General features: G+C 41.3%; 19 protein-coding genes. 3 read left to right on the top strand and 16 right to left on the bottom strand.

Annotated features, from left to right (window positions below):
* Positions 1-20: 20 nt before the first annotated feature.
* The 15 genes from IEV17_RS12015 to IEV17_RS12085 form a co-directional block, all read right to left on the bottom strand.
* Positions 21-401 (bottom strand): Na+/H+ antiporter subunit G, encoded by a 381-nt coding sequence (locus IEV17_RS12015; RefSeq protein WP_004659266.1) that lies wholly within the window; start codon positions 399-401, stop codon positions 21-23.
* Between the two features lie 11 nt (positions 402-412).
* Positions 413-688, bottom strand: coding sequence for a monovalent cation/H+ antiporter subunit F (locus IEV17_RS12020; RefSeq protein WP_004659265.1), 276 nt, complete (start codon positions 686-688; stop codon positions 413-415).
* Positions 685-1,212, bottom strand: coding sequence for a Na+/H+ antiporter subunit E (locus IEV17_RS12025; RefSeq protein ID WP_004659263.1), 528 nt, complete (start codon positions 1,210-1,212; stop codon positions 685-687). Before IEV17_RS12025 ends, IEV17_RS12020 begins: the two co-directional genes overlap by 4 nt.
* Entirely contained in the window at positions 1,212-3,023 is a 1,812-nt protein-coding gene (locus tag IEV17_RS12030; RefSeq protein WP_004659261.1) for a monovalent cation/H+ antiporter subunit D, read from the bottom strand. Before IEV17_RS12030 ends, IEV17_RS12025 begins: the two co-directional genes overlap by 1 nt.
* Positions 3,023-3,391: a Na+/H+ antiporter subunit C gene (locus IEV17_RS12035; RefSeq protein ID WP_004659259.1), complete on the bottom strand. Its 369-nt coding sequence runs from the start codon at positions 3,389-3,391 to the stop codon at positions 3,023-3,025. Before IEV17_RS12035 ends, IEV17_RS12030 begins: the two co-directional genes overlap by 1 nt.
* Before the next feature lie 2 nt (positions 3,392-3,393).
* Entirely contained in the window at positions 3,394-6,237 is a 2,844-nt protein-coding gene (locus IEV17_RS12040; protein WP_034600711.1) for a monovalent cation/H+ antiporter subunit A, read from the bottom strand.
* 429 nt (positions 6,238-6,666) lie between these two features.
* The gene (locus IEV17_RS12045) at positions 6,667-8,049 is read right to left on the bottom strand and encodes an ATP-binding protein (RefSeq protein ID WP_004659256.1); all 1,383 of its coding nucleotides are present in this window, start codon (positions 8,047-8,049) and stop codon (positions 6,667-6,669) included.
* Positions 8,050-8,073: 24 nt separating this feature from the next.
* Positions 8,074-9,576, bottom strand: a complete 1,503-nt coding sequence (locus IEV17_RS12050) for a UvrD-helicase domain-containing protein (protein ID WP_004659254.1) — start codon at positions 9,574-9,576, stop codon at positions 8,074-8,076.
* Positions 9,577-9,585: 9 nt separating this feature from the next.
* Complete coding sequence (hisIE, locus tag IEV17_RS12055; protein WP_004659252.1) at positions 9,586-10,353, bottom strand: bifunctional phosphoribosyl-AMP cyclohydrolase/phosphoribosyl-ATP diphosphatase HisIE; 768 nt, start codon at positions 10,351-10,353, stop codon at positions 9,586-9,588.
* A gap of 540 nt (positions 10,354-10,893) precedes the next feature.
* Positions 10,894-11,277 carry a VOC family protein gene (locus IEV17_RS12060; protein ID WP_004659247.1) on the bottom strand — a complete coding sequence of 128 codons (384 nt, stop codon included), beginning with the start codon at positions 11,275-11,277 and terminating at the stop codon, positions 10,894-10,896.
* Between the two features lie 26 nt (positions 11,278-11,303).
* The gene (locus IEV17_RS12065; protein ID WP_004659246.1) at positions 11,304-12,620 is read right to left on the bottom strand and encodes an FAD-dependent oxidoreductase; all 1,317 of its coding nucleotides are present in this window, start codon (positions 12,618-12,620) and stop codon (positions 11,304-11,306) included.
* Positions 12,621-12,742: 122 nt separating this feature from the next.
* Positions 12,743-14,362, bottom strand: coding sequence for an ABC1 kinase family protein (locus IEV17_RS12070; protein WP_004659245.1), 1,620 nt, complete (start codon positions 14,360-14,362; stop codon positions 12,743-12,745).
* Positions 14,363-14,374: 12 nt separating this feature from the next.
* Positions 14,375-15,055, bottom strand: coding sequence for a ubiquinone biosynthesis accessory factor UbiJ (locus tag IEV17_RS12075; RefSeq protein ID WP_004659243.1), 681 nt, complete (start codon positions 15,053-15,055; stop codon positions 14,375-14,377).
* Between the two features lie 10 nt (positions 15,056-15,065).
* Positions 15,066-16,007, bottom strand: coding sequence for a bifunctional demethylmenaquinone methyltransferase/2-methoxy-6-polyprenyl-1,4-benzoquinol methylase UbiE (ubiE, locus tag IEV17_RS12080; RefSeq protein WP_004659241.1), 942 nt, complete (start codon positions 16,005-16,007; stop codon positions 15,066-15,068).
* 195 nt (positions 16,008-16,202) lie between these two features.
* The gene (locus IEV17_RS12085) at positions 16,203-16,910 is read right to left on the bottom strand and encodes a DUF8198 family protein (RefSeq protein ID WP_188363584.1); all 708 of its coding nucleotides are present in this window, start codon (positions 16,908-16,910) and stop codon (positions 16,203-16,205) included.
* Between the two features lie 204 nt (positions 16,911-17,114).
* Between IEV17_RS12085 and pap the strand changes: the two genes are divergently transcribed.
* A complete protein-coding gene (pap, locus tag IEV17_RS12090) occupies positions 17,115-18,533 on the top strand; it encodes a polyphosphate:AMP phosphotransferase (protein ID WP_004659237.1) in 1,419 nt (472 codons plus the stop codon).
* A 25-nt stretch (positions 18,534-18,558) separates the two neighbouring features.
* Here the strand turns inward: pap and IEV17_RS12095 are convergent, their stop codons facing one another.
* Entirely contained in the window at positions 18,559-19,065 is a 507-nt protein-coding gene (locus tag IEV17_RS12095) for a hypothetical protein (RefSeq protein ID WP_004659235.1), read from the bottom strand.
* Between the two features lie 182 nt (positions 19,066-19,247).
* On the opposite strand from IEV17_RS12095, the gene IEV17_RS12100 reads away from it, so the two are divergent.
* Positions 19,248-22,886 (top strand): exodeoxyribonuclease V subunit gamma, encoded by a 3,639-nt coding sequence (locus IEV17_RS12100; protein ID WP_004659233.1) that lies wholly within the window; start codon positions 19,248-19,250, stop codon positions 22,884-22,886.
* A gap of 3 nt (positions 22,887-22,889) precedes the next feature.
* Positions 22,890-26,603, top strand: coding sequence for a UvrD-helicase domain-containing protein (locus IEV17_RS12105; RefSeq protein ID WP_004659230.1), 3,714 nt, complete (start codon positions 22,890-22,892; stop codon positions 26,601-26,603).
* Positions 26,604-26,614: the final 11 nt, after the last annotated feature.

Consider the following 26,614-nt stretch of genomic DNA (forward strand, 5'->3'; position numbering starts at 1 on the left):
AACTCAATAAAAAGACCAACTTAAAGTTGATCTTTCTTTTCTGTATTACGACGATAACGTTGCCACGGTAGCGGACGATTTAAAGCTTCTGGAACATCACCACTGGTTGAACGCAAACGTAAATGAATTGCAGCTTGTGCCATCAAATTTGCAGATACTGGGGCAGTAATAAAGGCAAATAAAGTAATCAATAATTCAGCAAAACCGAAACGACCTTGAGTCGCTCCAAATATCATAGCCGCAATTAAAAAGCTCCCTAAGCCTAGCGTACTTGATTTAGTCGGTGCATGTAGGCGCATGAATAAGTCGGGTAGGCGAATCATTCCGATTGAACCTACGAGCATGAAAAATGCACCAAAGATCAAAAAGAACGAAATGATAATCTCAAAAATTATTTGCATAACCACTCTCCTTAATCAATCACATGTCCAGTGGTAAAATAGCGAGCCAGTGCAACAGTTGAAACGAAACCGAGCATCGCCACCAATAAAGCACCTTCAAATACATTGGTACTTGCCCAATAGATACCTAACACCACAATCAAGCATGTTGCATTAAGAAAAAGAGTATCGAGTGCTAACAAGCGATCAACAACAGATGGCCCAATGATCATGCGGATGAGACAAAGAAACATGGAGATCGTGATCGCCACTAAACTAATCGCAAGTGCATAAGGTAAAATGGTCATTTCGCTGCTCCTTCTGCAATCTTTACATCAAAGATTTCGAGCAAAGGTAGCTCATAACGATTTTTGATGTCTTGAATATCTAATTCAGCATTATCGGTACTGAGTGCATGAACTAAAATATCTCCTCGCTCTTGATCAATCCCTGCGGATACTGTACCTGGTGTCGTTGTAATGATCATTGCGAGTAGAGTATTTACTTGCTCATGCTCAGTTTCTAATGGCACGCGATACCATTTTGGATGCAACTCATCCATTGGTCCAAGCACCATTTTAGCTACACGAAAGTTTGAAATCACAATATCCCATAACACCACAAAAAAAAGTTTGATTGCAGGAAACCAATGAATATGTGGTGTACGTGCAATAAAAGGGCTTACCAAACGTGAAACAAAGATACCTAATAGAATTGCGATAAAAATATCTGTGATGTCTAAACTATGTGACAGCATGAGCCAAGTCACAAAAATTAAAAATGATACAAAGGGGTGGGGAAACCAACGATCAAGCAAAGCACGTTTTTGCATTAGTGTTCCTCCATCGGTTTTAATTGTGTAGCATTTGGAATAGTTGGATTCGACAAAGTTTGTTCTGCAATTTGACGTTGTTTATACTCCGAAATATGCTCACCTTGTAGCGTCGGTTTTGAGATAACATCTGGAATTAATACCGCATTATGATCTTCAACCTCACCGCCATATTTAGTTTCAGGCAAATATGCTGCATCAAATGGCTGCACGCTAATGGCACGACCTTGACTATCATGTTTTAGAATCGCTTGTTGATAAAGCGCATGATTTTGAATTTGTTGTGCAGTTGAAGTTGTATAACTCTGAATTGGTGCTGCAAATACAACATAACTCATCAAAGCAATCAGTAGTACATAGATTGCTTTGTCATTCCGATTAGGAGCTGTATCAGGTAGTGCTTGATAAGCGGTATATGCTGGTTCTTTAGAATTTTCTTCGGGTGGGCTAGCACGCCAAAAAAGGATAAAACCAACACGTGTGAATGCGATAATGCTAAGTAAGCTAACAATCAAAATAACAGCAATAATCCAACCTTGATAAGGCGTTTCAGCAGTAGCCTGTAAGATAAAAACTTTACCTAAGAAACCGCTGAAAGGGGGTAAACCTGCCATCATTAATGCAATGGTAAAATAAGTAAAAGCAGCCGCTTTTTCCTGTTTGATTTTCGGTGCAACTTTTAAATGATCTTTGAATGAACCACGTTGCGCAGTCATCCAACCACAAAATAAATAGAATGCAGCCGCAATTAGGGTACTGTGGACTAAATAATACAATGCTGCTGACCATGCTTGGGTATTAAACATGGCAATAGCGATGAGTAATGTTCCAATCGATGACAACACCATAAAGCCAACAAAACGGCGTAAGCGTTCAGCAGCAATTGCACCGATTACACCATAGAATGAAGTAATCAAACCAATCATTAATAAGCAGTTTTTGAAAATACTCTGTGCCATTGCATCATCAAAAACAGTACCATTGACACGTAGAATGGCATAAATACCAACTTTGGTCATAATAGTAAAAATTGCAGCAACGGGTGTGCTCGCGACTGCATAGGTTTTTGGTAGCCAAAAGCCGACAGGTAACATTGCTGCTTTGATCCCAAATACCACAAAGAGTAACAAGCCACCAGCGATTGCAAGTTTATGTTGATCACTGTCTAAGGTTGGGATAAGGCGACTCACATCAGCCATATTTAAACTACCAACACTGCCGTAGATCATCCCTAAACCAATCAAAAATAGCGCTGATGCGAGTAAGTTAATCGTGACGTAATGTATACCTAGCTGGAAACGTGGTCGCCCTTGACCATGTAATAGCAATACATAAGATGCCATTAACAGGATTTCAAAAAACACGAATAAGTTAAATAAGTCACCTGTCAGGAATGCACCCGTTATACCCATTAACAAAAAATGGAACATGGTGTGGAAATAGCGCCCACGTGTATCCCAGTTATCACTTGCATACCAAATGACTGGCACTGCAAGTGCATAAGTGAGCACCAACATGAATGCAGCGAGGCGATCTAGAACTAAAACAATTCCAAAAGGAGCTGACCATTCACCAAGTTGATAAACGGTAACTTGACCTGTATTGGCGATCATCAAATAACTGATTGCTGTGATTAAGCCTAGAAGTGCAGAACCTAAACTAATGCCACGTCGCCAAGGTTGGCGCCAATCCTGTTTTAGGGAACCGGAACCAGGATTGCCTAATAAAAGTAATAAAAAACTCGTAAATGCTGGAATCAAAATACTTAAAATTGGAGTATGAGCATGCCAAAAATTATTGAAATCAAACATTATGGCTCATCCTTACGTGGGTCATAAGTCACAGTTGGTTCTTCTTTGGAGTCAACATGATCTGTTCCAGATTCATAGCGACTGCGTAAAGCAAGCTGTACAATAAAAGCGGTTGTTGCAAAACCAATCACAATCGCAGTGAGTACCAACGCTTGCGGTAACGGATCTGTTACTTTAGTTGTTTCTGTAATGATTGCAGGTGCATTAATTTGAATACGACCGACTGCAAATAAAAATAAATTTACGGCATAACCGATCATGGCCAGACCGAGTACGACAGGAAAGGTTCTGGCACGTAAAATTAAATAGATGCCTGTTGCTGTTAGCAGACCAATTCCCGAAGCGAGCAAAAATTCAATACTAACCATTTTTATTTATCTCCACTTGGAACAGGTCCAGACATACTTGAGTGACGCGAATCACCTAAGACTGAAATTAGCAGCATTGTCGCGCCAACAACGGTCATATAAACCCCGAGATCAAATGACACAGCCGAAGCTAAATGCATTTTTCCAAATAATGGCGGTTCTATATAAATATGTGCTGTTGTTAAGAATGGGCGTGCCCAAAACCAAGCTGCAATACCCGTTAAACCTGCAATTGCTAAACCTGAGCCAATCCAAATTTCATATAAACGACCAGATTTTGCTTTGATCAGTTGTTCAGTTCTATCTTGACCTAAAACAATATATTGAATGATGAGTGCCATTGCCGTAATCAGACCTGCAATGAAGCCACCCCCTGGATAGTTATGACCACGCATGAAAATGTAGATACTGACGACAAGGGCGAGGGGAAGTACCCATGAGGCTGAAATACGTAACATCAATGGTGAAGGGTTAAAACGATAAGATAAACCTTGTGTCATGGTGGTGCCATGTGCACGCATACCATCCATGAGACACAGTGCTCCTATTGCCGCAATACCCAATACTGTAATTTCACCGAAGGTATCAAAACCACGGAAATCAACTAGAATGACATTGACGACGTTTGAACCACCGCCTAATGGGAGAGATTGCTGTAAGAAGAACCATGAGATTGAATTATGTTCTCGCGTTAATATTAGCCATGTAATCCAACCAATACCGATACCACCTGCGATTGCTAAGCTTGCATCTCGCCAGCGGCGTGGACGGCTCGATTCGTAAGGGGTTAACTGCGGTAATAACGATAAGCTCATCAACAATAAAACGGTGGTAACAACATCAACAGTAATCTGCGTGAGTGCAAGATCTGGTGCAGATAGAGTGACAAACACCATGGTGACGACAAGTCCAACAGCACCACTAATTAAAACAGCTTTAATCCGTTCGTGGTGGAACCACAACATCATCCAACAGCCAGAGAATAATGTGAGCCATAAGACCACAGCAATCCATGGGGCATGGGTAAGCTCACGTGTGCCAGTTGTTAAACCCTGATTAAATAAAGGTAAACCCACCATAATGATGCTAAAGAAAACAATCCAAAGAAGATAGCTTTGTAGAGAACCTGTTTCAGTCTTTTGTTTGATTTTTCGACTGGTAAGTAAAAGATGCTTCAGGAATGATTCAAATAAAAGTTTGCCTTGGAATTTACCTAAATAAGGATCTAAGTCAATTTTACGCAAACGCTCATTTTTAATGAGGCTAAAGTAAAATAAACCACCACCCATCAATGCAACCAGACTCATGATTAAAGGTGCATTAATACCGTGCCAAATCGCTAAATGAACACCCTCAAATTCAGGTTGAGCCAAACTCGCACGCGTTACACTATTCACGACTGTTCCAGCCAATAGTGCAGGCAGAATGCCGACCAGAATACATAATGTAGCTAATATAATCGCTGGTAAGCGCATTCCGAGTGGTGGTTCGTGCGCATCTTTATTAGGAACGTGTTTACCAATCCCACCATCAAAGAACACACCATGTACCAAGCGAATAGAATAAGTAACAGCAAAAATACCGGATAAAGTTGCAACGATCGCTGCAATTATCATTACTGGGCCTGATAGGTTTGCCAGTAATTCCGTAAAGAACATCTCTTTGGAAATAAAGCCATTGGTCAGCGGTACACCAGCCATCGAAGCAGCGGTGATCATGGTTAGGGTACCTGTGAACGGAAGGAGTTGCCAGATACCACTGAGCTTACGTAAATCACGTGTTCCTGTTTCATGATCAATAATGCCTGCAATCATGAAAAGAGCAGCTTTGAATGTTGCATGATTAATGATATGAAAGATTGCTGCTGCAACAGCGAGTGGTGAACCGATGCCGAGTAAACAAACAATCAAACCTAAATGGCTGATGGTTGAATAAGCTAAAAGCCCTTTGAGATCTTCTTTAAATATGGCGAAACCCGCTGCCATACATAAAGTGAATAAACCGACGAAGGTTACGATATTGTGGTACAACGCTGCCCCAATAAAGAGCGGAGCTAAGCGGGCTAATAAAAATATACCTGCTTTCACCATTGTTGCTGAATGGAGGTAGGCTGAAACAGGCGTAGGTGCTGCCATTGCATTTGGCAACCAAAAGTGAAATGGGAATTGCGCACTTTTGGTAAATGCACCTAGTAAAATGAGCAGTAGAGTGGGAACGAATAATTGATGCTGCTGAATAGACTCTTTCATTAACACCAATTGGTCAATCTGGTAAGTACCTGTCATCTGTCCTAAGAGGACAAAGCCCCCTAGCATCGCCAAACCGCCCATCCCTGTGATCGTGAGTGCCATACGCGCGCCACGTTGGGCGGCATCATATTGACTCCAATAGCCCACGAGCAAGAATGAAGAAATACTGGTCAGTTCCCAAAACACCAGTAAGATAATCAAATTGTTGGAGAGTGAAATTCCAAGCATAGCCGCCATGAATAGCATGAGCAACTGATACAGTTTACTGAGTGAGTTTTTGGGGCTGAGATAATAATAGGCATAAATATAAATCAGTGTGCCGATCCCACTAATGAGTAAACCGAACAATAATCCTAATGCATCAAGGCGAAAACTAAGATTGATGCCCAGTTGTGGAAGCCATTCCCAACTCTGTTGCAGGGCATTACCCTGTAAAACCGTTTCAGCTTGGCTAAGCAGTAAAATAAAACAACTCAGGCTAATGCTAATTGCTCCAATTGCCGTCATACCCCGTGAAATACGTTGCAATTGTGAGACAAGGGTTGTGCCAAGTATGAGTGGTAATAAAATAATAATCGGTAGCACACTGGTATCCATGTCGATGATTTAGGTCGAGAGAGACCTAATGGTGGATTTTCTTCCAAGACTTAAGGCGTTCAAAGAGAAAGCCAAAGTTTCAAGTCTCGAAACCCAATCAAGTTAACGGAAAGAGCAAGTTGTATTGCACAACTTGAAAGTAAAAAATGAATTTTATTTTACTATAAAAAATCAACAAAAATCTGATGTTATTACATGAAACTAACAACATCTTTGTCGCTAAAACTTGTCTATCAATGTTTTTTGTTCGCTATTTAATTGAATATTTTCCATTCGATTATCTGTATACATAAGAGGGATGGAGATCTGGTCTTGGATCAAATGCGTATCCCTACAATCTAGTGTTCAGGTATATAAGACCTATTCAAAAGAAAAAATTGACCTCTAGTTTATAAGGATTAATGATGCAATCAATCTTAAAGCCCAATCTTAAAGTGATGTCTCTTGAGGGGTATCATCAATTTTAAGTAGATGAAGCAAATTACTCTTTTCTTGCTCATCAAGCGCTTGGATTTGATGAAAGAGTTCATCAACTTTACTGACCAAATTTTCTGATTCTAATAAGTTTTGATTCTGCTGCAAGGGAATGCTTTCTGATTGGCTTAACTCATTATAGAGTTGTGAAAGTTGTTGTTGAGATTTCTCAAGATTAATCTCATAAATTTCTTTATCACCTAACCTTAAGCATTGATATTCTAAAGCATGTTCTAATAATTCATCGCGATTGCCTGAAGCAATAATTTGCAGTCTTGGAAATGCTTGATGCAAACGCTCTAAAATTTCAGCACTCATATTTTGATCTAATTGATGCTCAATTTGATCAATTAATAATATGCCTTCACCTTCTAAACATGGGTCGAAACAATGTGGATTAAGCAAGCATAAACGACGTGTAATATCACCTACCAATGCAATCCATGATTTAAGAGAGGCCGATAATTGCTGAAAGGGAATGGTCTGATCTTTGTAACGCACCATTAATTGAAGTTTAGGAATATATTGAATATAGATATCATGCAATTCTGGAAAGATGGTATGTAAGCTTTTTTTCAGCGCATATAAATTAGGTGCTGAAAGTTGTTTAGGATGATTCATCAGTTCTTGTTGTAACTGCTGCAAAACCTCTGATTGATTCTGCTGACCGAAATCGTTGCCAATAAGACGTCTGACGATATGGGCAGAGTGAGCATTTTCAACATCACTGATTTCCCGTAGCCACTCAAAGAAACGCGCAAAAGTTGTGTATGGAATCGCTGTTAAATCGTAGGCAGCAATATCTTGTAGTGTTCCTGGCGCATTCTTGCTTTGTAAATTAACTTCTTGTACAAAACGTTCGGCAGGATAATACGCAATTAACGGTAATCCAAATAATGGATCTTGAAGACTAGTTTTTTGGTATAGCGATACCATTTGATCAAGTTGCTGCGTTTCAACTTGGCTAATTCCAACGCCTTGACTGTTAAATGTTTTAAATAACTTCCAACTACAGTTCTGAGTGTCAGTCGTTTGTGCAGAGCTACTTTCTGGTAGATGATGATTTAATTCGCTACTCATTCTAACTTGGACTTGAACTTTGGCTTGTAAGCGTGTCAACAAAATATCTTGATCAGCAATCACCACACCTGCGGTGCGAATATCTTTATAACGTGCGGAAAACCACGTTAAGGCTTGATAGATATTTTTTAAAATTGTAGTTTTGCCTGTAGCTTGCTCACCTAAAATAAGTGTAATTGGACGTTGAGTCGGTTGAAATTCAATAGTTAAGTCGCGAAACATGCCAACATGTTTAAATAGCACTGATTCAAGTTGCATAAGCTCTCCCTGAACATAAGCGCTTTAACCTACGGACTGGCGAAGACTTGAGGGAGCGCCCCGTTTTAATTGTTGTATTAAATCGTAAAGATGATGAATATTTAAACTTACTTTAGCACGAGTACAGGCAACATAAAGTAGTCTTAATTCCTCATCTGTAATTTTATGTTCTAGGCCATTTATTTTAAATTGGTAATCATCTTCAATATGCACACGATTCCATTCCAAGCCTTTGGCTTTGTGTGCAGTTGAAATGACATAATCTGCTTGCTCAATCGGCGTGATTTTGGCAAGTGCTTTCTTGAGTGGCTCAGTACCATGATCATCAACCAGTTTAACTAAGGGCTTAATATCACTACCATCATTGGTTTCGCAATATTCATGTACATCATGCCAAGAGTTGAACCAAGCCAATTCGGGTACATCGGTGATCCGTTTGCCTTGTTTAAGTAAACTGGCAGCATCCACAAAACGACTGAGTTTCTGATGATCAGCTTGTAGGCTGACTTTGTCACCATGCACTAAACCAGAAAGTAGTAGTTCCATTGCACGCGCATTGGTACGACACAAAATTGCATCGCGCATTTTGGTATGGGGTTTATTCACCACACTTGATTTAACATTTGGATTGCCCAATAGTGGAACAGTTTCGTTTAATGCGCCAAGCAGACTATTGGCAACATCAGCAATCGCATCACCAAAACGGAATGAAGTCGTTAAGCGACTTTCATGTAAAGGCATCTGTTGCATTGCATTGACTGCACCACGCCACGCATAAATCTGCTGATGTGCATCACCGACATAAATCACTTGTGTGCTTTTTTGACGTAGTAAAATACCCAACATGAGTGGGTCAGCATCTTGTGCTTCATCAAACAGAACATAATCTGTTGGAATATTAGGTTCTGATAATGCCCAAAGTTTGAGGTAAATATCGTGACCAATCCCTGCTTGATGGTTTTGATCAATTGACTCTAACCAACGGCGTTCAACAGCTGGATATAAGTGTTGTTGTAACGATTCAATATCATCTTGGTGCAACCAGCTTGGCGCTTGAATATGGCGAGGGGCAGGATATTGTGAGCTGGTCGAGCAGAAATAGCTGACAGCATTGGCAACCAAACTCGCAAGACGACTTGGCATCAGTACATATTTTTCATAACGTCCGCCCATGAGCCGACGAAGTGTGATTGGTTCTAAACGATATTCTTTAGCGATAAAACTTGGGCTTAAGCGAGGTAGTCGTAATTTATCAGTCACGCCACGCGGTACGCTACGAAAGGCAAGAGAGTGAAAGGTACGACAATTTACATTGCCGTGAAATTTACTCTGTGCTTCAGATGCAATCGCTTTGTTAAAAGCCAAATACATACCACGCCGTTCGGGCATGGCGTCACTGATCATTTGTAAAGTTGTCGTTTTACCTGTGCCTGCATAGGCAATCACTTTAAAGGACTGACCTAAACGAGCGTTATCTATTGCAATCGCTTGCTCATAGGTAGCTTTGGGTTTCTCGATATTCGACACAGGCGAGGTTTACGCTTCTTGACTACGATTGGCTTTTTCAACCAAGCCAGATAGACCTTGGCGACGAGCAAGTTCATCAAGGACTTCTTGTGGATCAAGGTCGAAGTAGCCGAGCATTACAATACTATGAAACCATAAATCTGCAACTTCATAAATCAGATCATGCTTATTTTCTAAAGAAGCATGTGCTGCATAATCTTTGGCTGCAATAATACTTTCGACGCTTTCTTCGCCGACTTTTTCTAAAATTTTATTGATGCCTTTTTTGTATAGGCTGGCAACATAAGAACTATCTGCTTCAGCTTTTTTGCGTTCTTGCATCAAACGACCTAAGTGACTGAGTACGTCAACTTGTTCAGCCTGAGTATGATCGTGTGCTTCGACTTTCGCAGATGCACCGTAAATTGTAGTCGGATCTTTCAGTTGAGCATCAACAATTTCCCAGCCTTGTGGCGTGAGTTTACGATAAAAACAAGACTCCCGACCTGTATGGCAAGCAATTCCACCATGCTGTTCAATTTGCAGAATAATCACATCGGCATCGCAATCCAAACGAATTTCATGCACTGTTTGGAAGTGCCCTGATTCTTCGCCTTTGTGCCACAATTTTTGACGTGAACGTGAGTAATACACGGCTTGATTTTTTTCAGCCGTGACTTGTAATGCATCACGATTCATCCATGCAACCATTAACACTCGACCAGTTTGATGATGTTGTGCAATGGCAGGAACAAGACCATTGGAATCAAATTTAACTTCATCTAACCAGTTTGACATGAGTGAAAAATCCATTGAGTGGAAAGCCGTTAGTGTAGCGGTTGTGACTTGGGTTGGCTATGCTTGTTGAGGAAAAAATGATTTAGGTGCTGGGTTGGATAGATGATCCCATTAATTCACTATTTTTTGTACGTAGGAATATCAGTACAAACATAATGATAGATGCGGATGAACTTGCATAGTCAGCAATAAACCAGTGGTTAATTATATAATAGACACCTGATAAGCAAGCCCAAATAATCAGCATTCTAATCAAGTATCTTTGATGGATAAAAAGTAGTAGAAAGAGTGGGATTAGGTTAAATAGGATCATCCACCAAAAACCTGAACTTTCAATCATACGCCCAACAGTAGATTGAGGGTGTGTATACCAAAAAGGAAATGCGTACTTCTTATCAAAAAAGCTTAAGATATCGAATAAGCTCGGTAACAAAAACAGCGCAATATAAAGAATGACGCTAGACTTTTTCTGCCGATACAAAGCCCATAGAAAACTATATTTCATGTCTAACCTTATTTTTATTGATGAATTTTAATTTTTTAAGTGTTGAGATAATTCGAAATTTCAATCAAGTTCTGATCTGGATCACGAAGATAAACTGAGACAATTATATCAACAGCACCTGTTCTCTGTATTGGCCCTTCAACAATCTTAATATTAAGCTGTTGTAGATTAATTACCTCTTCTAATGGCGTTTCTGCAATAAAACATAAATCAGCAGAACCTGCTGTCGGGCGAAGTGCTTTAGGTTCAAACTCTTTTCCAACTTGATGCAAATGGATTTTTTGATGACCAAATTGCAGTGCTTTGCGGTTTTCACCAAAAGTAATCACTTCAAAATTCAGGGCAGATTGATAAAACTGACAACTGATTTCAATATCAGCGACTGTCAAAACCAAATGATCTAAATGACTTATTTTCATTTTTAATTCAAATCCTATTTTTGCGCTTAATCATATTCAGGTAGTGATTGATTGTTTTGAATCAAGACATTTTGATTGTGTTGGTATGTCGCAATCTGTTGATAGCTCATTTGTTCGAACATGCCCGTTTTTAAGCCTGAAATGGTAATCGCCATTTCTTTACGGAAATAGGGGATTTGATACATCCACGGAAAAGTAAGATCACGTATGCTACCCGCCCACCAATGATCAGATTGATAAAGTGGGGTCAGTAAACGACTAAGGAACTGATAGAATTGAGTCGAGGAGCCACGCTGTTGGTGATAGTGTTGCCATAATATCGACCAGTCAATTTGCTGATTTTTCTGAGTAGCTTGTAATGATTGGGAAAAAGCCCACGCATCTAAAAGCGCCATATTCGCACCTTGTCCCAATTGTGGACTCATGGCATGTGCAGCATCACCAATCACACCGATTCGACCTTGTCCAAATTTTGACATGACCACATCACGATATTGTGCCGAGAGCCATTGTGGTTGATTTTGTTCATCCAATAAAAGCTGTTTAAGCCATTCTGCGACTTCGGGCCAACGCTTAGAAATTTGCTGTAACCAATCCTGTTTTGATTCGTCAGTTTTTAAGAATGATTGCAGTTGCGAAGTCGGCAAACTCCAAAATACACTGGAAAGCCTTTGCTGAGGAGCAGTTGGGATAGCACCTGTTGGCAGAACGCCCATCATGATTTTAGAGCGATCATAAAACTGGTGTAGGATCTCAGGATTTAAATTTAAGCATTCAGGCACGATTGTCCATGCAGCTCCCCACGGATAAGCTTGATCAACCTTGACCCAAGCTTTGGGGCGGAGTTGACTGCGCGTACCATTGGCAATCAATACCGCATCGAAACAATCATCAAAGTTATGTTGTTGGTGAGTGCCAAATAATCGAATTTCATTCGGCTGTTCTTCAATTTTCTCAATGTTATGACTCATTCGCCAAGTGACATGACTTGCATATTCCGCCAATTTTTCAGTTAAGACATGACATAAGGTCGCACGATGAATACCAAGACCATAAAGGTTATTGCCAGCCTGATGATAGTGGCTATTCACCAAGAGACGTTTATTGGGAAGTTGCCCTTCTAAACCTGTGACTTTCGCACCGAGTTTTAACGCCTGATCGAGTACGCCTAAATGTTCAAAAACAGCCAAACCCGCAGGTTGTAGCAATAAGCCAGCACCAACAGGAGATAGTCTGTCAACTTGTTCAAAAATCGTAACGTGATGACCTTCTCGCGCAAGAAGAATCGCTGTTGCAAGTCCTGCTGTACCTGTACCAATAATGGCAAAGTGTGGAGTTTTCATTATTTATTCTTTTTTAAGGATCTATAAATTTGTTGAGTTATGATCTTAATTGAAACTAAACGATTTTTGAAAAGAAATCTTAACCATAAAAAATCCCTTGTCAGAGCAAGGGATTTTTGAACTTATTTCATAATTCGCCAAACTGCAATCAGTGCACTCAATACGATTAAAATGATGGAGACAAACCAAGGACTAATAATCGCAATGGTGAGCATAATCAGCATGGTGCTACCAAACATCCAACTACGGCGTTGCTGTTGTTGCATTTGTAAACGCATTTGCTGAATTTCACGGAGTTGCTTATCTTGCCAAGCAGATTGATTTTTCAAACCATTCAAGCTATCAATCAGTAAGCTTGGGATATCTTGAGCACCTAATAATAGATCCGGGATTTGTTGTCCAAGTTCTTTGATATTTTTGACCGGATTCATATTGGCTTTGACCCATTCGGTCAAAATCGGTTTAGCCAGCTTCCAAATATCGAGTTGTGGGTAAAGATCAGTACCTAAACCTTCAACGTGTACCAATGTTTTGAGTAATAGCATTAATTGCGGCGGAATTTCCAAATGGAAACGACGAGCAATATCCATCACCTGAATCAAAATTCCTGCGAAATCCAATTGATCCATTGGTTTTGATACCATTGGGCCAACGGTACGGCGCATCTCACGTGACAAGGCATCTTGATCTGTGCCCGGTGGAATCCAACCTGCTTGATGTACGATCTGAATCAGTTGCATAAAGTTGCTATTCATTACTGCAAGCAACATACGGGCAACTGTCATCTGGTCATGTTTGGACAGTTCACCCATGATGGCGCAATCTAGAGCAATAAAGCGCGGATTACTTGGGTTAATGGTTTCAACAAACACATTACCGGGATGCATGTCGGCATGGAAAAAGTTGTCTCGAAATACTTGGGTAAAGAAGATGGTTAAACCTTTTTCAGCCAAGTCCGCACGATCCATACCCAAACGATCAAAGGTTGCGATATCTGAAATAGGCACACCCGTGATGCGTTCAGCTACCATCACATCTTTACTGTCCATATAGACTTCAGGCACGTACATCATGCTTGAGCCCGTAAAATAATGACGCATTCGGCGGGTATTGTCCGCTTCTAGACTCAGATCAAGCTCATTCAAGATAATTTGACGATAGTCTTGAATGATTTCAGTCAGATGTAAGGCGCGAGCAGCCTCTAAACGATTTTCAAGCCAATCACCCAGCCAAGCTAAGATTTCAAAATCTTGCAGAATTTGATTACGAATATCAGGGCGAGTGACTTTCACCACCACTTCACGACCATCATGCAGAGCCGCAGTGTGAACTTGTGCAATCGATGCCGCAGCGAGGGGTTGCTCATCAAAGCGAGAGAATAGAGTGGATACGTCTGCTTTGAGCGATTCTTGGATGCGTTGTTTGGCCAATTGGGTGTCATACGGTTTGACACGGTCTTGTAACAACACTAATTGTGATAATACTTCTGGTGGAATCAAGTCACGACGTGTAGACAGTAATTGTCCCAACTTAATCGCTAACGGACCCATATCCTCTAAAGCTTCTTTAAGCTTGAGTGGATTTTTTTTCTCTCGACTTGACCATGCCGCAGGATGGGTTTTGATAATATTTAGGGCATGGCGGGCTTTAACTGGTAATTCTTCCGCAGGGAACAAGGTGTCAAGGCGATAATGTGCTGCAATACGCCAGAGTTCGAGTAACCGTGTAACATGCGGAATCATATAAAATCTTACCTAGTCTTGTGAGGAATGTTTTGCTGAATTAAATGAAGTGTTTAACTGTTGCAACTTTGCTTCTAAACGATCTAATTCTTGATTGAGTTGACGTGTCTCGCGATGAAGATCATCCATTTGCCAACGTGGTGCAAATAAACCACTATCTTCTTTTAAAGTATCTTCAATAAAGAACAAATGGCTTTGTAATGAACGCTTGAGTTGTTTGGGTGCAAGTTGAATCTTACCCAATTCATGTGCCAGTTGCGGACCAATCCAAGGCGATAAATGCGCAGCGAGATCAGGCTCTGCTTGCTGCATAATTCTTTGAATATCTTGTAATAGATGGTAATCGCCTTGTAGGGGAATATTACCAATCTGATCCATATCACTCAGCAATAATTTAATTAACTCAACAACATTTTCAACTTGTAATGTCGCAGTTGCATCGGTGATTTTGTATTGAGGATCAAATGGACGCTGTTCAAAAATAGAAGACTTTTGACTATGTCCCGTTACGGTGGGCTCTAGACGAACTTTATTTTCATCAAAAAAAACATCAACTGAGAGTTGTGGGCTATCAATCACGACACGTAATAATTGCCCTTGCAGTTGATTGATTTGAATACGAGTGATCGCATCCAAATCAATCACATGATGAATGATACGTTCGACTGCACCGAGTGCTAAAATCGACCACATATCTTAAGCCTTAAAGTTTGAATCCGCGGTGAACTGCAACAATACCACCAGTGAGGTTATGGTAGTCACAGCTTTGGAAGCCTGCATTTTCCATCATGCCTTTGAGGGTACGTTGGTCTGGATGCATACGAATAGATTCTGCAAGATACTTGTAACTTTCAGAGTCATTTGCAACGAGTTTACCCATGATTGGTAATGCAGTGAATGAATAAAGATCGTAAAGCTTAGAGAATGGTTCGAACACCGGTTTAGAGAATTCGAGAACCAATAAACGACCACCTGGTTTAAGTACGCGATACATCGCTTGTAGTGCGGCATCTTTATCCGTCACGTTACGTAAACCAAAACTGATGGTCACTAAATCAAAACTGTTATCGGCAAAGGGTTCTAAAGTTTCAGCATTGGCAAGTACGAAATCAACGTTAGTACAGCCAGCATCAATCAGACGATCACGACCCACATTCAACATTGATTCATTAATATCTGAAAGAACCACATGACCTTGTGGACCGACTTCACGGCTAAATACTTTTGCTAAGTCACCTGTACCACCAGCAATATCAAGTACATGTTGACCACGGCGAACACCTGACATATTAATCGCAAAACGTTTCCAAATACGATGGATACCGAATGACATCAGGTCATTCATAATGTCGTATTTACTTGCAACCGAATGAAAAACTTCAGCAACTTTTTGTGCCTTATCATCACTGCTTACAGTTTGATAGCCAAAGTGAGTGGTTGCTCCAACATTTCCTGTATTGGCACCACGTGGTAAATTATATTTTGGTACTGATGTATTCGGTGTTGATGTTGAACCTTGTTGTAACGATTGCTGTTGACCTTGAGGTGCTCCTTGAGGAAGTGGAGAACTGAGGAAAGGACTGACTTTGTCTGAACTTGGGTTTTGCTCAACTTCTGGGGTAGGCTGTTGGTTTTCGTTAGACATTGTTTTCTCCTAAACTTTCGCTCTAGCGGCACGAATCAGCAAGCATGATGACAGATTTTGTATTTTTTTACAGGGTTTAGCATATCATTGTTATGAATAATATACAGAAAGTCACACGCTCAAAAGCATTTTTAATTTTTGTTTTGGAATTCAATAATCCCTCCTAACACGAAGAGGGATGGCTATCAATTCAATTTAGTCACGAAATGGGTTTGGGTGACCAGCGTGGACTTTTTCGATGATTTCACGTTCTTTTGCCGTAAATGTTTTGATAAACGTTGCAGCAGATTTCATTGGTTTCATTGCAGCAAAACCTTCTTGGATAAACTCGTACATACGTTCAAATTGATATTTGGTTGCAATGCCTTTACACATTTTAAAAGCTGCATACATCATCGTAGAGCGCATATACTTATCTAATGTGAGACCAAGCTCGTCAAGTAATTGTAATTGTTCATAACGTACATCGCCTTGATCGAGTTTGACTAAGGTCTGGCGCATGATTTCATCAGTTAATGGTGTTTCTAAAGGATAATCTTTGAGTAGTTGTTCTGCGACTTGTTCATCGAGTTGAGTGGCAAGTACAGCAAGACTGACCGATTTTGTTCCTGTTTTAATTGCATTTTCAGGGAGTAAGCTTTCTGCTTTATGTGCATATTTCAACAGGCGTTCGATTTGCTGTGCAATTGCATCAAAATCAGGACCACCGTACAAGCGATTGAGAAAATACTGTGCCATCAGTTGATTTTCAGGCAGAGCAAAAAATTCTTTATGGGTTTCTGCGATGCGTGCTTTCATCCACGCTTGTACTTCATGCAGACGTTGCTTAAGTGCTGGATTTTGGTGGTAATTCAGAGTTTGGTATTGTAATAAAAGATGATCAAATGCTGCGAGTTTTGACATATTCGAACTCAAAGAAAATAAAACAAGAAAATCATAGGCTGCATCATAACGAAGAACCATGACAGCTTAAACCCTAAATGTCTAACAATCGGTCAGTATGTTTATACACTGATTTTACTCTACAGAAACTGTACAAGGGTTTTGCATTCAGTGAAATAGATTTCACTATACTTATTCTTAATAATGAGTCATTTAGAGCAGAACATGAGTGTACAACAACCAAAATTTGAATTGCGCGATGAAGATGAGCTTTCTTTAGATTTGATTGAAGCACAATATGCCTTAAAAGATAGCCAAGATAAAAAAAATGCAAAAAGTGTTCTGATTTTAGTAAGTGGCATTGAATTAGCAGGGAAAGGCGAGGCGGTTAAGCAATTACGTGAATGGTTAGATCCACGCTATTTAAGAGTTAAAGCAGATGCACCACGGTTATTAACGACCTATCAAACCTTTTGGCAGTCTTATACGCGCTTTATTCCTGCCGAAGGTCAGATCGTGGTGATGTTTGGGAATTGGTATAGTGATTTGCTGTCAACCGCCATGCATGTGTCAAAACCATTGGATGAAACATTGTTTGATGCCTATATTGATCAAATGCGTTCATTCGAACATGACTTACAACATAATAATGTACATGTGGTCAAAGTTTGGTTTGACTTATCTTGGAAGTCTTTACAAAAACGCTTAGACCAAATCGATGCGTCCGAACAACATTGGCATAAATTACATGGTTTAGATTGGCGCAATAAAAAACAATACGATACTTTGCAGGAGTTAAGCCAAAGATTTACCGATGATTGGTTTGTGATTGACGGTGAAGACGAAGCTCTGCGTGATCAATGTTTTGCTCAATACATATTACAAACTTTACAAGAGTTGCCTGACCATCAAACTAAAGTCACGGAAAAATGGCAACAAGCACAGATTCCCACAGCACTGTTAGAACCTTCAAAACAAAGCTTAGATAAAGATGACTACAAAGAGGAATTGAACAAATTAACCAAAAAAGTTGCTGATGCATTACGTTACGACGAACGAAAAGTGATTGTTGCTTTTGAAGGTATGGATGCTGCAGGTAAAGGGGGAGCGATAAAAAGAATTGTTAAAAAATTAGATCCACGTGAATATGAAATTCATAGTATTGCTGCACCTGAACGTTATGAATTACGCCGTCCTTATTTGTGGCGTTTTTGGAATAAACTGAATGATGGCGGGAAAATTACCATTTTTGATCGTACATGGTATGGTCGTGTTTTGGTTGAGCGGATCGAAGGTTTTGCTTCAGTCGTTGAATGGCAACGTGCTTATAATGAAATTAATCGGTTTGAGGAAAATTTGGTTGATAGTCAAACCGTGATTGTAAAAATTTGGCTTGCAATCAGTAAGGATGAACAAGAAGTTCGATTTAAAGATCGTGAACAAACCCCACATAAGCGTTTCAAGATTACTGAAGAAGATTGGCGTAATCGTGATAAATGGGACGATTATTTAAAAGCTGCTGCAGATATGTTCGAACGAACCAACACAGATTATGCACCATGGTATGTAATCGCTACGGATGATAAAAATACAGCACGAATTGAAGTTTTAAAGGCAATTTTAAAACAACTCAAGGCGGATTAAACCGCCTTGTCGTCATCAAATATTATTAAGCCACAATAGTACTGCGACTTTTTTGTTGAATTCGTTTAGCAAGGTTATAGCAATCTTGAATATGTGCTTCAGTAATTTTACGCATCATGAAATAACCAAGGCTTGCAGCAACCAATTGTCCACCTAAAGGAATAAACTTGGTCACTTGCTTGGTGGCAATTTTCGTGAAAAAGCCATTAAAAGATTTTTTCATTGCAGTGCGCGCCACCACAAAACCTGAAAATTCGAAACCACGTTTACGTAGCTCATCCCAATGCACTTTTTTGGTTTCAGGATCATAGACACTAATATGTTCAGGTGCTAAACCAAAACGCGCATTAATATAAGGAATAATCTGAGTGAGCATCCCCAAATCAACGACCACATCAAAAAATGGGATGGGTACAATCGCTGCACCTGCAGACCAATATGCACGATTTTTGGTAAGTGTCAAACACTCTTCGCGAATTTGCTCCAAATTTAAACTTGGATCAATCGAATCAGGAATTTTTTCAATTTTCATAAAGTTATACCTAAAGTCTATCCCTCGATAGTACATTCAATCGTATTGAGTGGTGAATTTCAAAACAATTTATTTATTTCCTTGTGTGTTTAACGTGACATAGTTACATGAAGTTGTATAGTGATAAATATGTACGTTTTCGTGCAATACAATAAGCATTCCTGATGAGGTCATATTCGTAGATGGGTATTCATGTTATTCAAAGTCAACGCCTTGAAGTGTTATTACAAGGTGTGATGGCATCAATCACCCAACCGAGTACGACACCCTTTCAGGTGTTTAAAACCCAGCATTTTATTGTTCCCAGTCCTGCCCAAGAACAATGGCTCACACAAAAAATTGCTGAACAACAAGGCATGACCGCCAACTATCAATTTCATCAGCGCATTCGTGGTTTTCAGTGGTATGCCTACCAACAAGTATTAGACAATAAAGAACAAGTGCGTAAAGCCAATATTCCGCGTTTGATTTTAAAGTGGCGTATTCATCAAGCCTTACAGCCTTTTATTCAATCTGAACAGAATAGCCTTGCACAAGAGCACCCTTTATATTCGATTGTGCAACGGATTTATGCCAGTGCCGATCAGTTGCAGCAAGGCATGGAAAAACAACTTAAAAAACAAAGTATGTTGTATTGGGTGGCGGAACAGGTTTCACAACTGTTTAATAACTACATGATTTATCGCGGTCATTGTCAACGCGGCTGCCAAAGCAATTGTACTTGTGCGGGGAATTGGCTATCGACGTGGGGACAGAATAAAGCCTTAAATATCGAACAACTGATTGCGCATACGGATCAACAAACTTCAGCCTTTAGCTTACAGCAAACCGAACAGTTGGAAGCATGGCAGCGTTGGTTGTGGCAACACTATTTTCACGATGATTTTGTTGAAATACAAAGTATTGATGCTGATTTCTGGCAACTTTTAGACAATCAGCAGACACGATCCCGAGCTTTGGCACAACTACCGAATCAGGTGATTGTATTTACGATTCTAGATTTACCACCGAGCCAACTGCAATTTTTACGTCGTTTGGGGCAGTATCTAGATGTGGTGATTCTGCACTATAACCCATCGCAGGAATATTGGGCCGACAGTGTTGATCCCCTCTGGAAAAAGCGTTATGACCTCGGCGTGAAAGAGCGCTATATTGCGAAACATCCCCATGCCAGTGATGCAGAAATTGCCGCATTTTTTGACAGTTTTAGTCTGGGTTTTAATGCCTTAAATCGAGAATCTCGGCATCCCTTACTGACACGGTTAGGTAAGCAAGCGCGGGACCACTTTTCGCTGTTGTCGCAACTGGCAACAGGAGAAGAGGGTAAATGGGTGGATGCTTTTGAGGATTATTTCCCTGAAACGTTACTCGGTAAAATTCAGTCGGACATTTTCTATTTGGCAGAACCTCAGCCCCAGCAATATGAACTTGCACCTGAGGATGAATCGATTCAGATCCATGTTTGCCACTCCAGTGTGCGGCAACTCGAAGTTTTAAAAGAACAGTTGCTGCATTGGCTGTCTCAAGCAGATAGCAATCCACGTCGTCCGAGTGATGTGTTGATTCTGACTCCGAACCTAGCTGAACTTGAGCCCTTGATTCGTAGTGTTTTTCCTGCGCTGGCCCATGAGCATGAGGTGTTCTTACCTGTAAAAATTGCTGGCGTTGCCCAATTAGATGCCTTAAACGCATGGCGTGCTGTACTTGGACGCTTGCAATTGACCCAAGGGCGTTTTACGCAGGATGACTTTGCTGATTGGCTCAATCTTTCCGCGACGCAACAACGTTATGGATTGGATTATACGCAGGCACAACGGATTCTAAGTTTACTCGATGATGCTGGCTTTAAGCGTGGTTTGGATGCTGAAAATTTAAAACAAACGCTCAGTGATGATGATCAAGACTATCGTTATAGTTTTAAATTTGCTCTCGATCGTTTGGCGCTTGGGATTGCCGTGCCTGCGCATGTGATGGTGCAGGATATGCTCAGTTATGCCTTGGTGCAGCCAAGTGATTTTGAACTTATTGGTATTCTGATTCAGATCTATCAAGATTTAGCAGCGCGACGAGATTGGCTGGTGGCACATGAGCAAGGACAGCGTTTGCCTGTTGAGGTCTGGTTGCAACGGATCAAACAGGATGTACAAGAGTTTGAACAAGCCGATGTGGTGGCATTAAAAGCAATCCGTGAAATTATTCAGAAGCAAGAGCGGATGCTGACTCTGGCCAGCTATTATGACGATGCAGAAATGCAGTTGCGCCAAATTACTTTACCTTTGCCTTATATTATTGAAGAAATTCAGCGCACATTGGAAAGTCAGTCTGCGCAAGTTGAACCGACAGGACAAATTACCTTTAGTCAGATTGGACAAATTCGCCCGATTCCTTATCGCTTGATCGTGATGTTGAACTTGGATACAGGTAAATTTCCAAATCGGGACAGTCATATTCCGTTTGACTTGATGGATGCACTACGTCAGCAATTGGGTGATCGTTCTCGTTTGGAGGATGATCAAGGGGCATTTTTGGATGCCATCCTGTTGGCACAAGAACAGGTTTGGCTGTTTTATAATGGCTTTGATCTCAATGATGGCGAAGTTAGAGAGCCATCCAGTGTATTGCAGGGCTTCCGCGAGCATTTGGCTTTGATTGTAAAACCGACTAGCAGCGAAGATAGGCTTCCTTTATCAGAAGTGGATTTAGCTGGATTGGAGGCATTACAAATCCCGCCACAGCTTTACCCGCTGTATCATTTACATCGTCTACAACCATTCGATCCACTCGGCTTTGTTTCGGATCGACCTGTGCGCTTTCAAGACCAATGGTTTAAAGTCGCGTCACAGATTCAGCAAGTCAAAGGTGAGCGACAGGCGTGGGCCAATACAGCCTATCCCGTTGAACAGAATGAAATGATTATTTTGGAGAGTCAGCAATGGATTCAGGATATCAGTTTCCCAGCGCGGCTGTATTTAAAGACCTTAGGTGTGGAAAATTTAAGCGCACAAGCATTGCTTGATCAAGCTGAACCATTATTACTCGATGGTCTCGGTAAATATGCCATTCGGCATTTTTTACAGCAGCAGGATGACCAGCTCTCTCCGAGTCTGTTGCAAGATCAGTTGCCCGTTGGGAAAGTTCAGCAGAGTGCTTGGCAGCAAAGTCGCTTAGAGCTGCAACGCTTGTTGGAGCGCTTGCAGCAATACGCCCCAGCGCCGACTGAAACCACGCAACGGATTTGGCGGGTCTCGAAACAATTACAAATCGCCTGTGTGACCCCGAAACAGCAGACCCAAGATTGGGTCAGTTTGGATGCTTCCAATGCCCGTGCCAAGCGCTTTGCCAAAGTCTGGCTGGAATATCTGCTTTGGCTGGCGGTAATCAAGAGTGATGCTGCCACAGCGAAGCGTCGAATTGTGGTATTTAGTGATCAGACCGTGATTTGTGAAGGCTTAAGTTCACAGCAGGCACAGCATTATTTAAATGCATGGTTACGGCTTTGGCACGATGCACAGCAGCAGCCTGTGGTCTTGCCTGCAGCCTTAATGTTAAAGCCTTTAGAAAAGGGCAAGCAATATGAGTGGATTGAGCAGGATTCAACTCAGGTGTTAACTGAAGACAGTCAAAAGCAAGTATTGAAGGACTGGAATGATACGGGGGATTTCTCGGGTTTTGATATGACCCAGAATGAAGCCTGTAAATTGCACCGCGATTGGCAGTTCATTTTGCAAGAGCAAGATGCAACCGCTTTATTACAGTATGCCTGTGATCATTATTCCTATGCGTTGTATCAACCGATTTTTGAATTTTTACGGGTGGAGTAAGACATGAACTCAAAGTATCCAGTGTCTTATCAGCCGATTGGCGATATTCAATTTGAAGGCTTGCATCTGATTGAAGCCTCAGCAGGAACGGGGAAAACCTATACGCTATCCAGTTTGATGGTGCGGGTTTTCTTAGAAAAATATCTACCCAATCAGGTGATTGCCACCACCTTTACCCGTGCTGCAGCCGCAGAACTCAAAACGCGTATCCGTCTACGTCTGGTTGAAATCCTTGAGTTTTTAGAACCTTTTCGTGATGTATTGGAACAAGATATTCAAGCCAAGGCATTACAAGAGTCTGATCCATTAAAACAGCAAGTCTTACAAAACTTTGCTCCACGGATTGCCTATGCCAGTGAACGGCTCAAATTGGTCATCGATCAATTGGATGAATTGTTTGTTGGAACCTTGGATAGTTTTAGTCAAAAGCTATTGCGTGAGTTTGCCTTTGAAAGTGGCAAAATCGAACGCGCTGAAATCACAGAGGATGCCAAAAGCTATACCCGTCAATTAATTCATGATGTGTTGCGGGAATGGATTCAGACTCAACCGCAGCAAGTGATCAATGCGCTATATAGTGTGGGGGGGCTGAAAAGTGTCGATCATTTTGTCGGGATGGTGGAAAGCTCGCTGAATTTTAGTTCGGCACAATTTAAACTGCCTGCCATGCCTGAAATTGAGTTAGCTCAGTTGCAGCAGTGGCAACAGCAAGCACAGCAGACTGACTTGAGCAGCTTGGCGGAATACTTCCAGTTAGAGGGTGCCTATTATGGGCATATTAATGGTGCTTCTTTCCGCAACAACGCCTTTCATAAACTGTTTACAGAATCCTTGCCACCATTATTAACTGCACTCAACAGTCCTGAGAATATACAGATCTTTGATGTCTATTTTGCCGATGCACGTGATGCGGTATTTAAGTTCTTAGACAAACTCGAAGCACAAAAAATTTTTAAGAAATGTCCTGCGGAAATTGCCGAAGGCTTCTATCAACATCCAAGTGTGTTGCAATTGCAAAAGCTGTTTCAAGCTGTACAGCAGACTCAGCAAGAATTTGAGCAGTTACAGGTCTATTTAAAAGCCTATTTGTGTGTTGAGGTCAAAAAGCGCTTGCCGCAAGTGTTGCAGCAAAAAGGAGAGACTACCTTTGCTCAACAAATCAAGACCTTGTCTGAAGCTTTAAAAGGCGAGCAAGGACAATCTTTCGCGGTATTTGTACAGTCACGCTACCCATTGATTCTGGTCGATGAGTTTCAGGATACCAACCAAGACCAAGATGATATGTTAGCCAGTATCTGGCGTCATCCACAGCGTTATCAAAAAGGTTGCATGATCATGGTCGGCGACCGTAAGCAGGCGATTTATGGTTTCCGTGGTGGAGATATGCTGACCTTCCTGAATGCCTATCAGGATATTATGGCGAAGCAGGGGCGTGAGTATAAGTTGATTCATAACCACCGTTCGGTGAAAGAACTGGTTGAAGTGGTGGATCTGCTGTTTCAGCGCCAGGTCGATTTTGGTGAGCAGGTCAGCTATGACCCGATTCAAGCGGGTTCACGTCCACACCCCGCCTTGATTGAAAATGCCCAACCCAATCCAATGCCGTTGCGTTGGTTACATTTGCAAGAGGGCAATGAGCAGGCCACACAGGTGGCATGGCAGATTCAGCACTTACTTAATCAATCGTATTTAAAACAATTGTACCTAGAGGGTGATGTCCCAACTGCGATTGATGAAGATGATATTGCCATTCTTTCGCGTAGCCATCGCCAATTGGATGAAGTGCAATATGTGCTGGAACGCATGGGAATTCGGGTCAACCGACCTTCGAAACGTAGTGTATTTGATTCCAGCATTGCACAGGATGTGGGAGCCTTGTTGACGGCATTGCTTCATCCTTATGATGAAGCCAAGCTCAAACGGGCTTTGCTCAGCCGTTTATTTGGCTTTGATTTGGCTCGACTGTTGGCCTTAGAACAAAGTGCAGAAGGCTTGAGTGATTATATTCAGCAATTTGATGACATACGCGAAATGTGGCTGAATCAGGGCTTTTTATCGGCATGGCAGCGTTGCTTAAATCAGTTTGGTCTTTGGCAACAACTGGTTGCCACACAAAGTAAAGACAATGAACGTGCCGTGGTGAATCTACGCCACCTCACTGATCTCTTAAGTCAACATAGTGAACATGTACAAGGGATGCAAAACCTGTATCACTGGTATTTAAAACAATTAAATTCACCAAGTGATCGCGATTGGGAGCTTGAACACAAGCTGTCCAGTGAAGCGGGCGTGCAACTGATGACGATTCATCAGTCCAAGGGCTTGGAGTTTAAAATCGTGTTTTTACTGGGGGCGAATAAGGCCTTTACTGAAGTGCAGAAAACACTGAATTTTTCCACCACTGAAATCCAGTTGCCCGAGACAGGTCAGACGCGTACTCAACGTGTCGTGGCAGTGGCGGATAAAAACTTTTTACAGCAGATTGAGCTGGATCAACATCAGCAACGCGCTTTAGCAGAACAAAATCGGTTGTGGTATGTGGCGCTGACACGTGCCAGCCATCGGGTCTATGCGGTGTTTGAACCAGAAAAAGGCGATAAAAATAAATTTTCAGGTTTGGCTTTTTGGAAGAATCAGGGTGACTACTTTCAACATCCCTATAGTACCGATGCTGCGCTTATGTTAGAGCGACCACAAGCCTTACAGTTACAGCAAAGCCAACAACAAATTGCACTGTTGGCTCAAGCGTTGCCGACACAACGTTTTTATGCACGCGGAAAAACCAGTTTTAGCTATCTGGCACAACATTTAAAGCATAAAGCGACTCGGGCTGATCGCTTGGCCAATATCGATATTGATTTTGAGCAAGCAGAAGATGAATTAAATTTTGCTGAAACGGAAAAAATCGCCACGGCTCAGCCAATCGCTTGGATTAAGCAATATTTCCCGAAAGGGACTTTGGCTGGTAATTTCCTGCATGAGATTTTTGAGCAGATTGATTTTCAGCAACCCCAAACCTGGGTGGAAGACATTCGCCGTCGTTTTAAAAACACCTATCAAGGCTTATGGTTAGAGCTGTTACAACAGTATCAACTGCATTTCCCAGAACAAGAAAATGGCGAGCAACAGCTCTATCAATGGATTGCTGATTGGCTTGGTGAAGTATTACATACGCCACTGAATCAGGGCTTTCAGTTAAAGCAATTAGCTGCAGGACAATATCTGTCGGAATGTCCATTCTATCTGGCTTTATCGGATCGAGTGCTGGCGATGCAGCGTGTACAGCAGTTGTTTGAGGAATATAGTATCGAAATGCCTGAGTTACTTGAAGCGAAATCTGCCCGTTACTTGAATGGCTCCATTGACTTGGTCTACTTCGATGGTCAGCGTTACCATATTGCCGATTATAAGAGTAATTATTTAGGGGCAGAGCAACTGGATTATCAGGCTACTCAGATTGCAGAAAGTATGTCGTTGTCGAGTTATTGGTTACAAGCGGCATTATATCTGGTGGCGCTACATCGTTATCTGTCAGTCAAATTGCAGGATTATGAGATGCAGCAGCATTTGGGTGGTGCATCTTATCTGTATTTACGCGGCATGAATGGGCAGGTGCAGCAAGGCTGTTTCTACTGGAAGCCTGAGGATGAGTTTATCTTGCGTCTAGATGCAATACTTGGATATTTTTCTGAGGATAAAGCTGGAAAAATGGTGTAGATAAAGTGCGT

The sequence above is a fragment of the Acinetobacter modestus genome (assembly GCF_014636095.1).
Taxonomy (GTDB): domain Bacteria; phylum Pseudomonadota; class Gammaproteobacteria; order Pseudomonadales; family Moraxellaceae; genus Acinetobacter; species Acinetobacter modestus.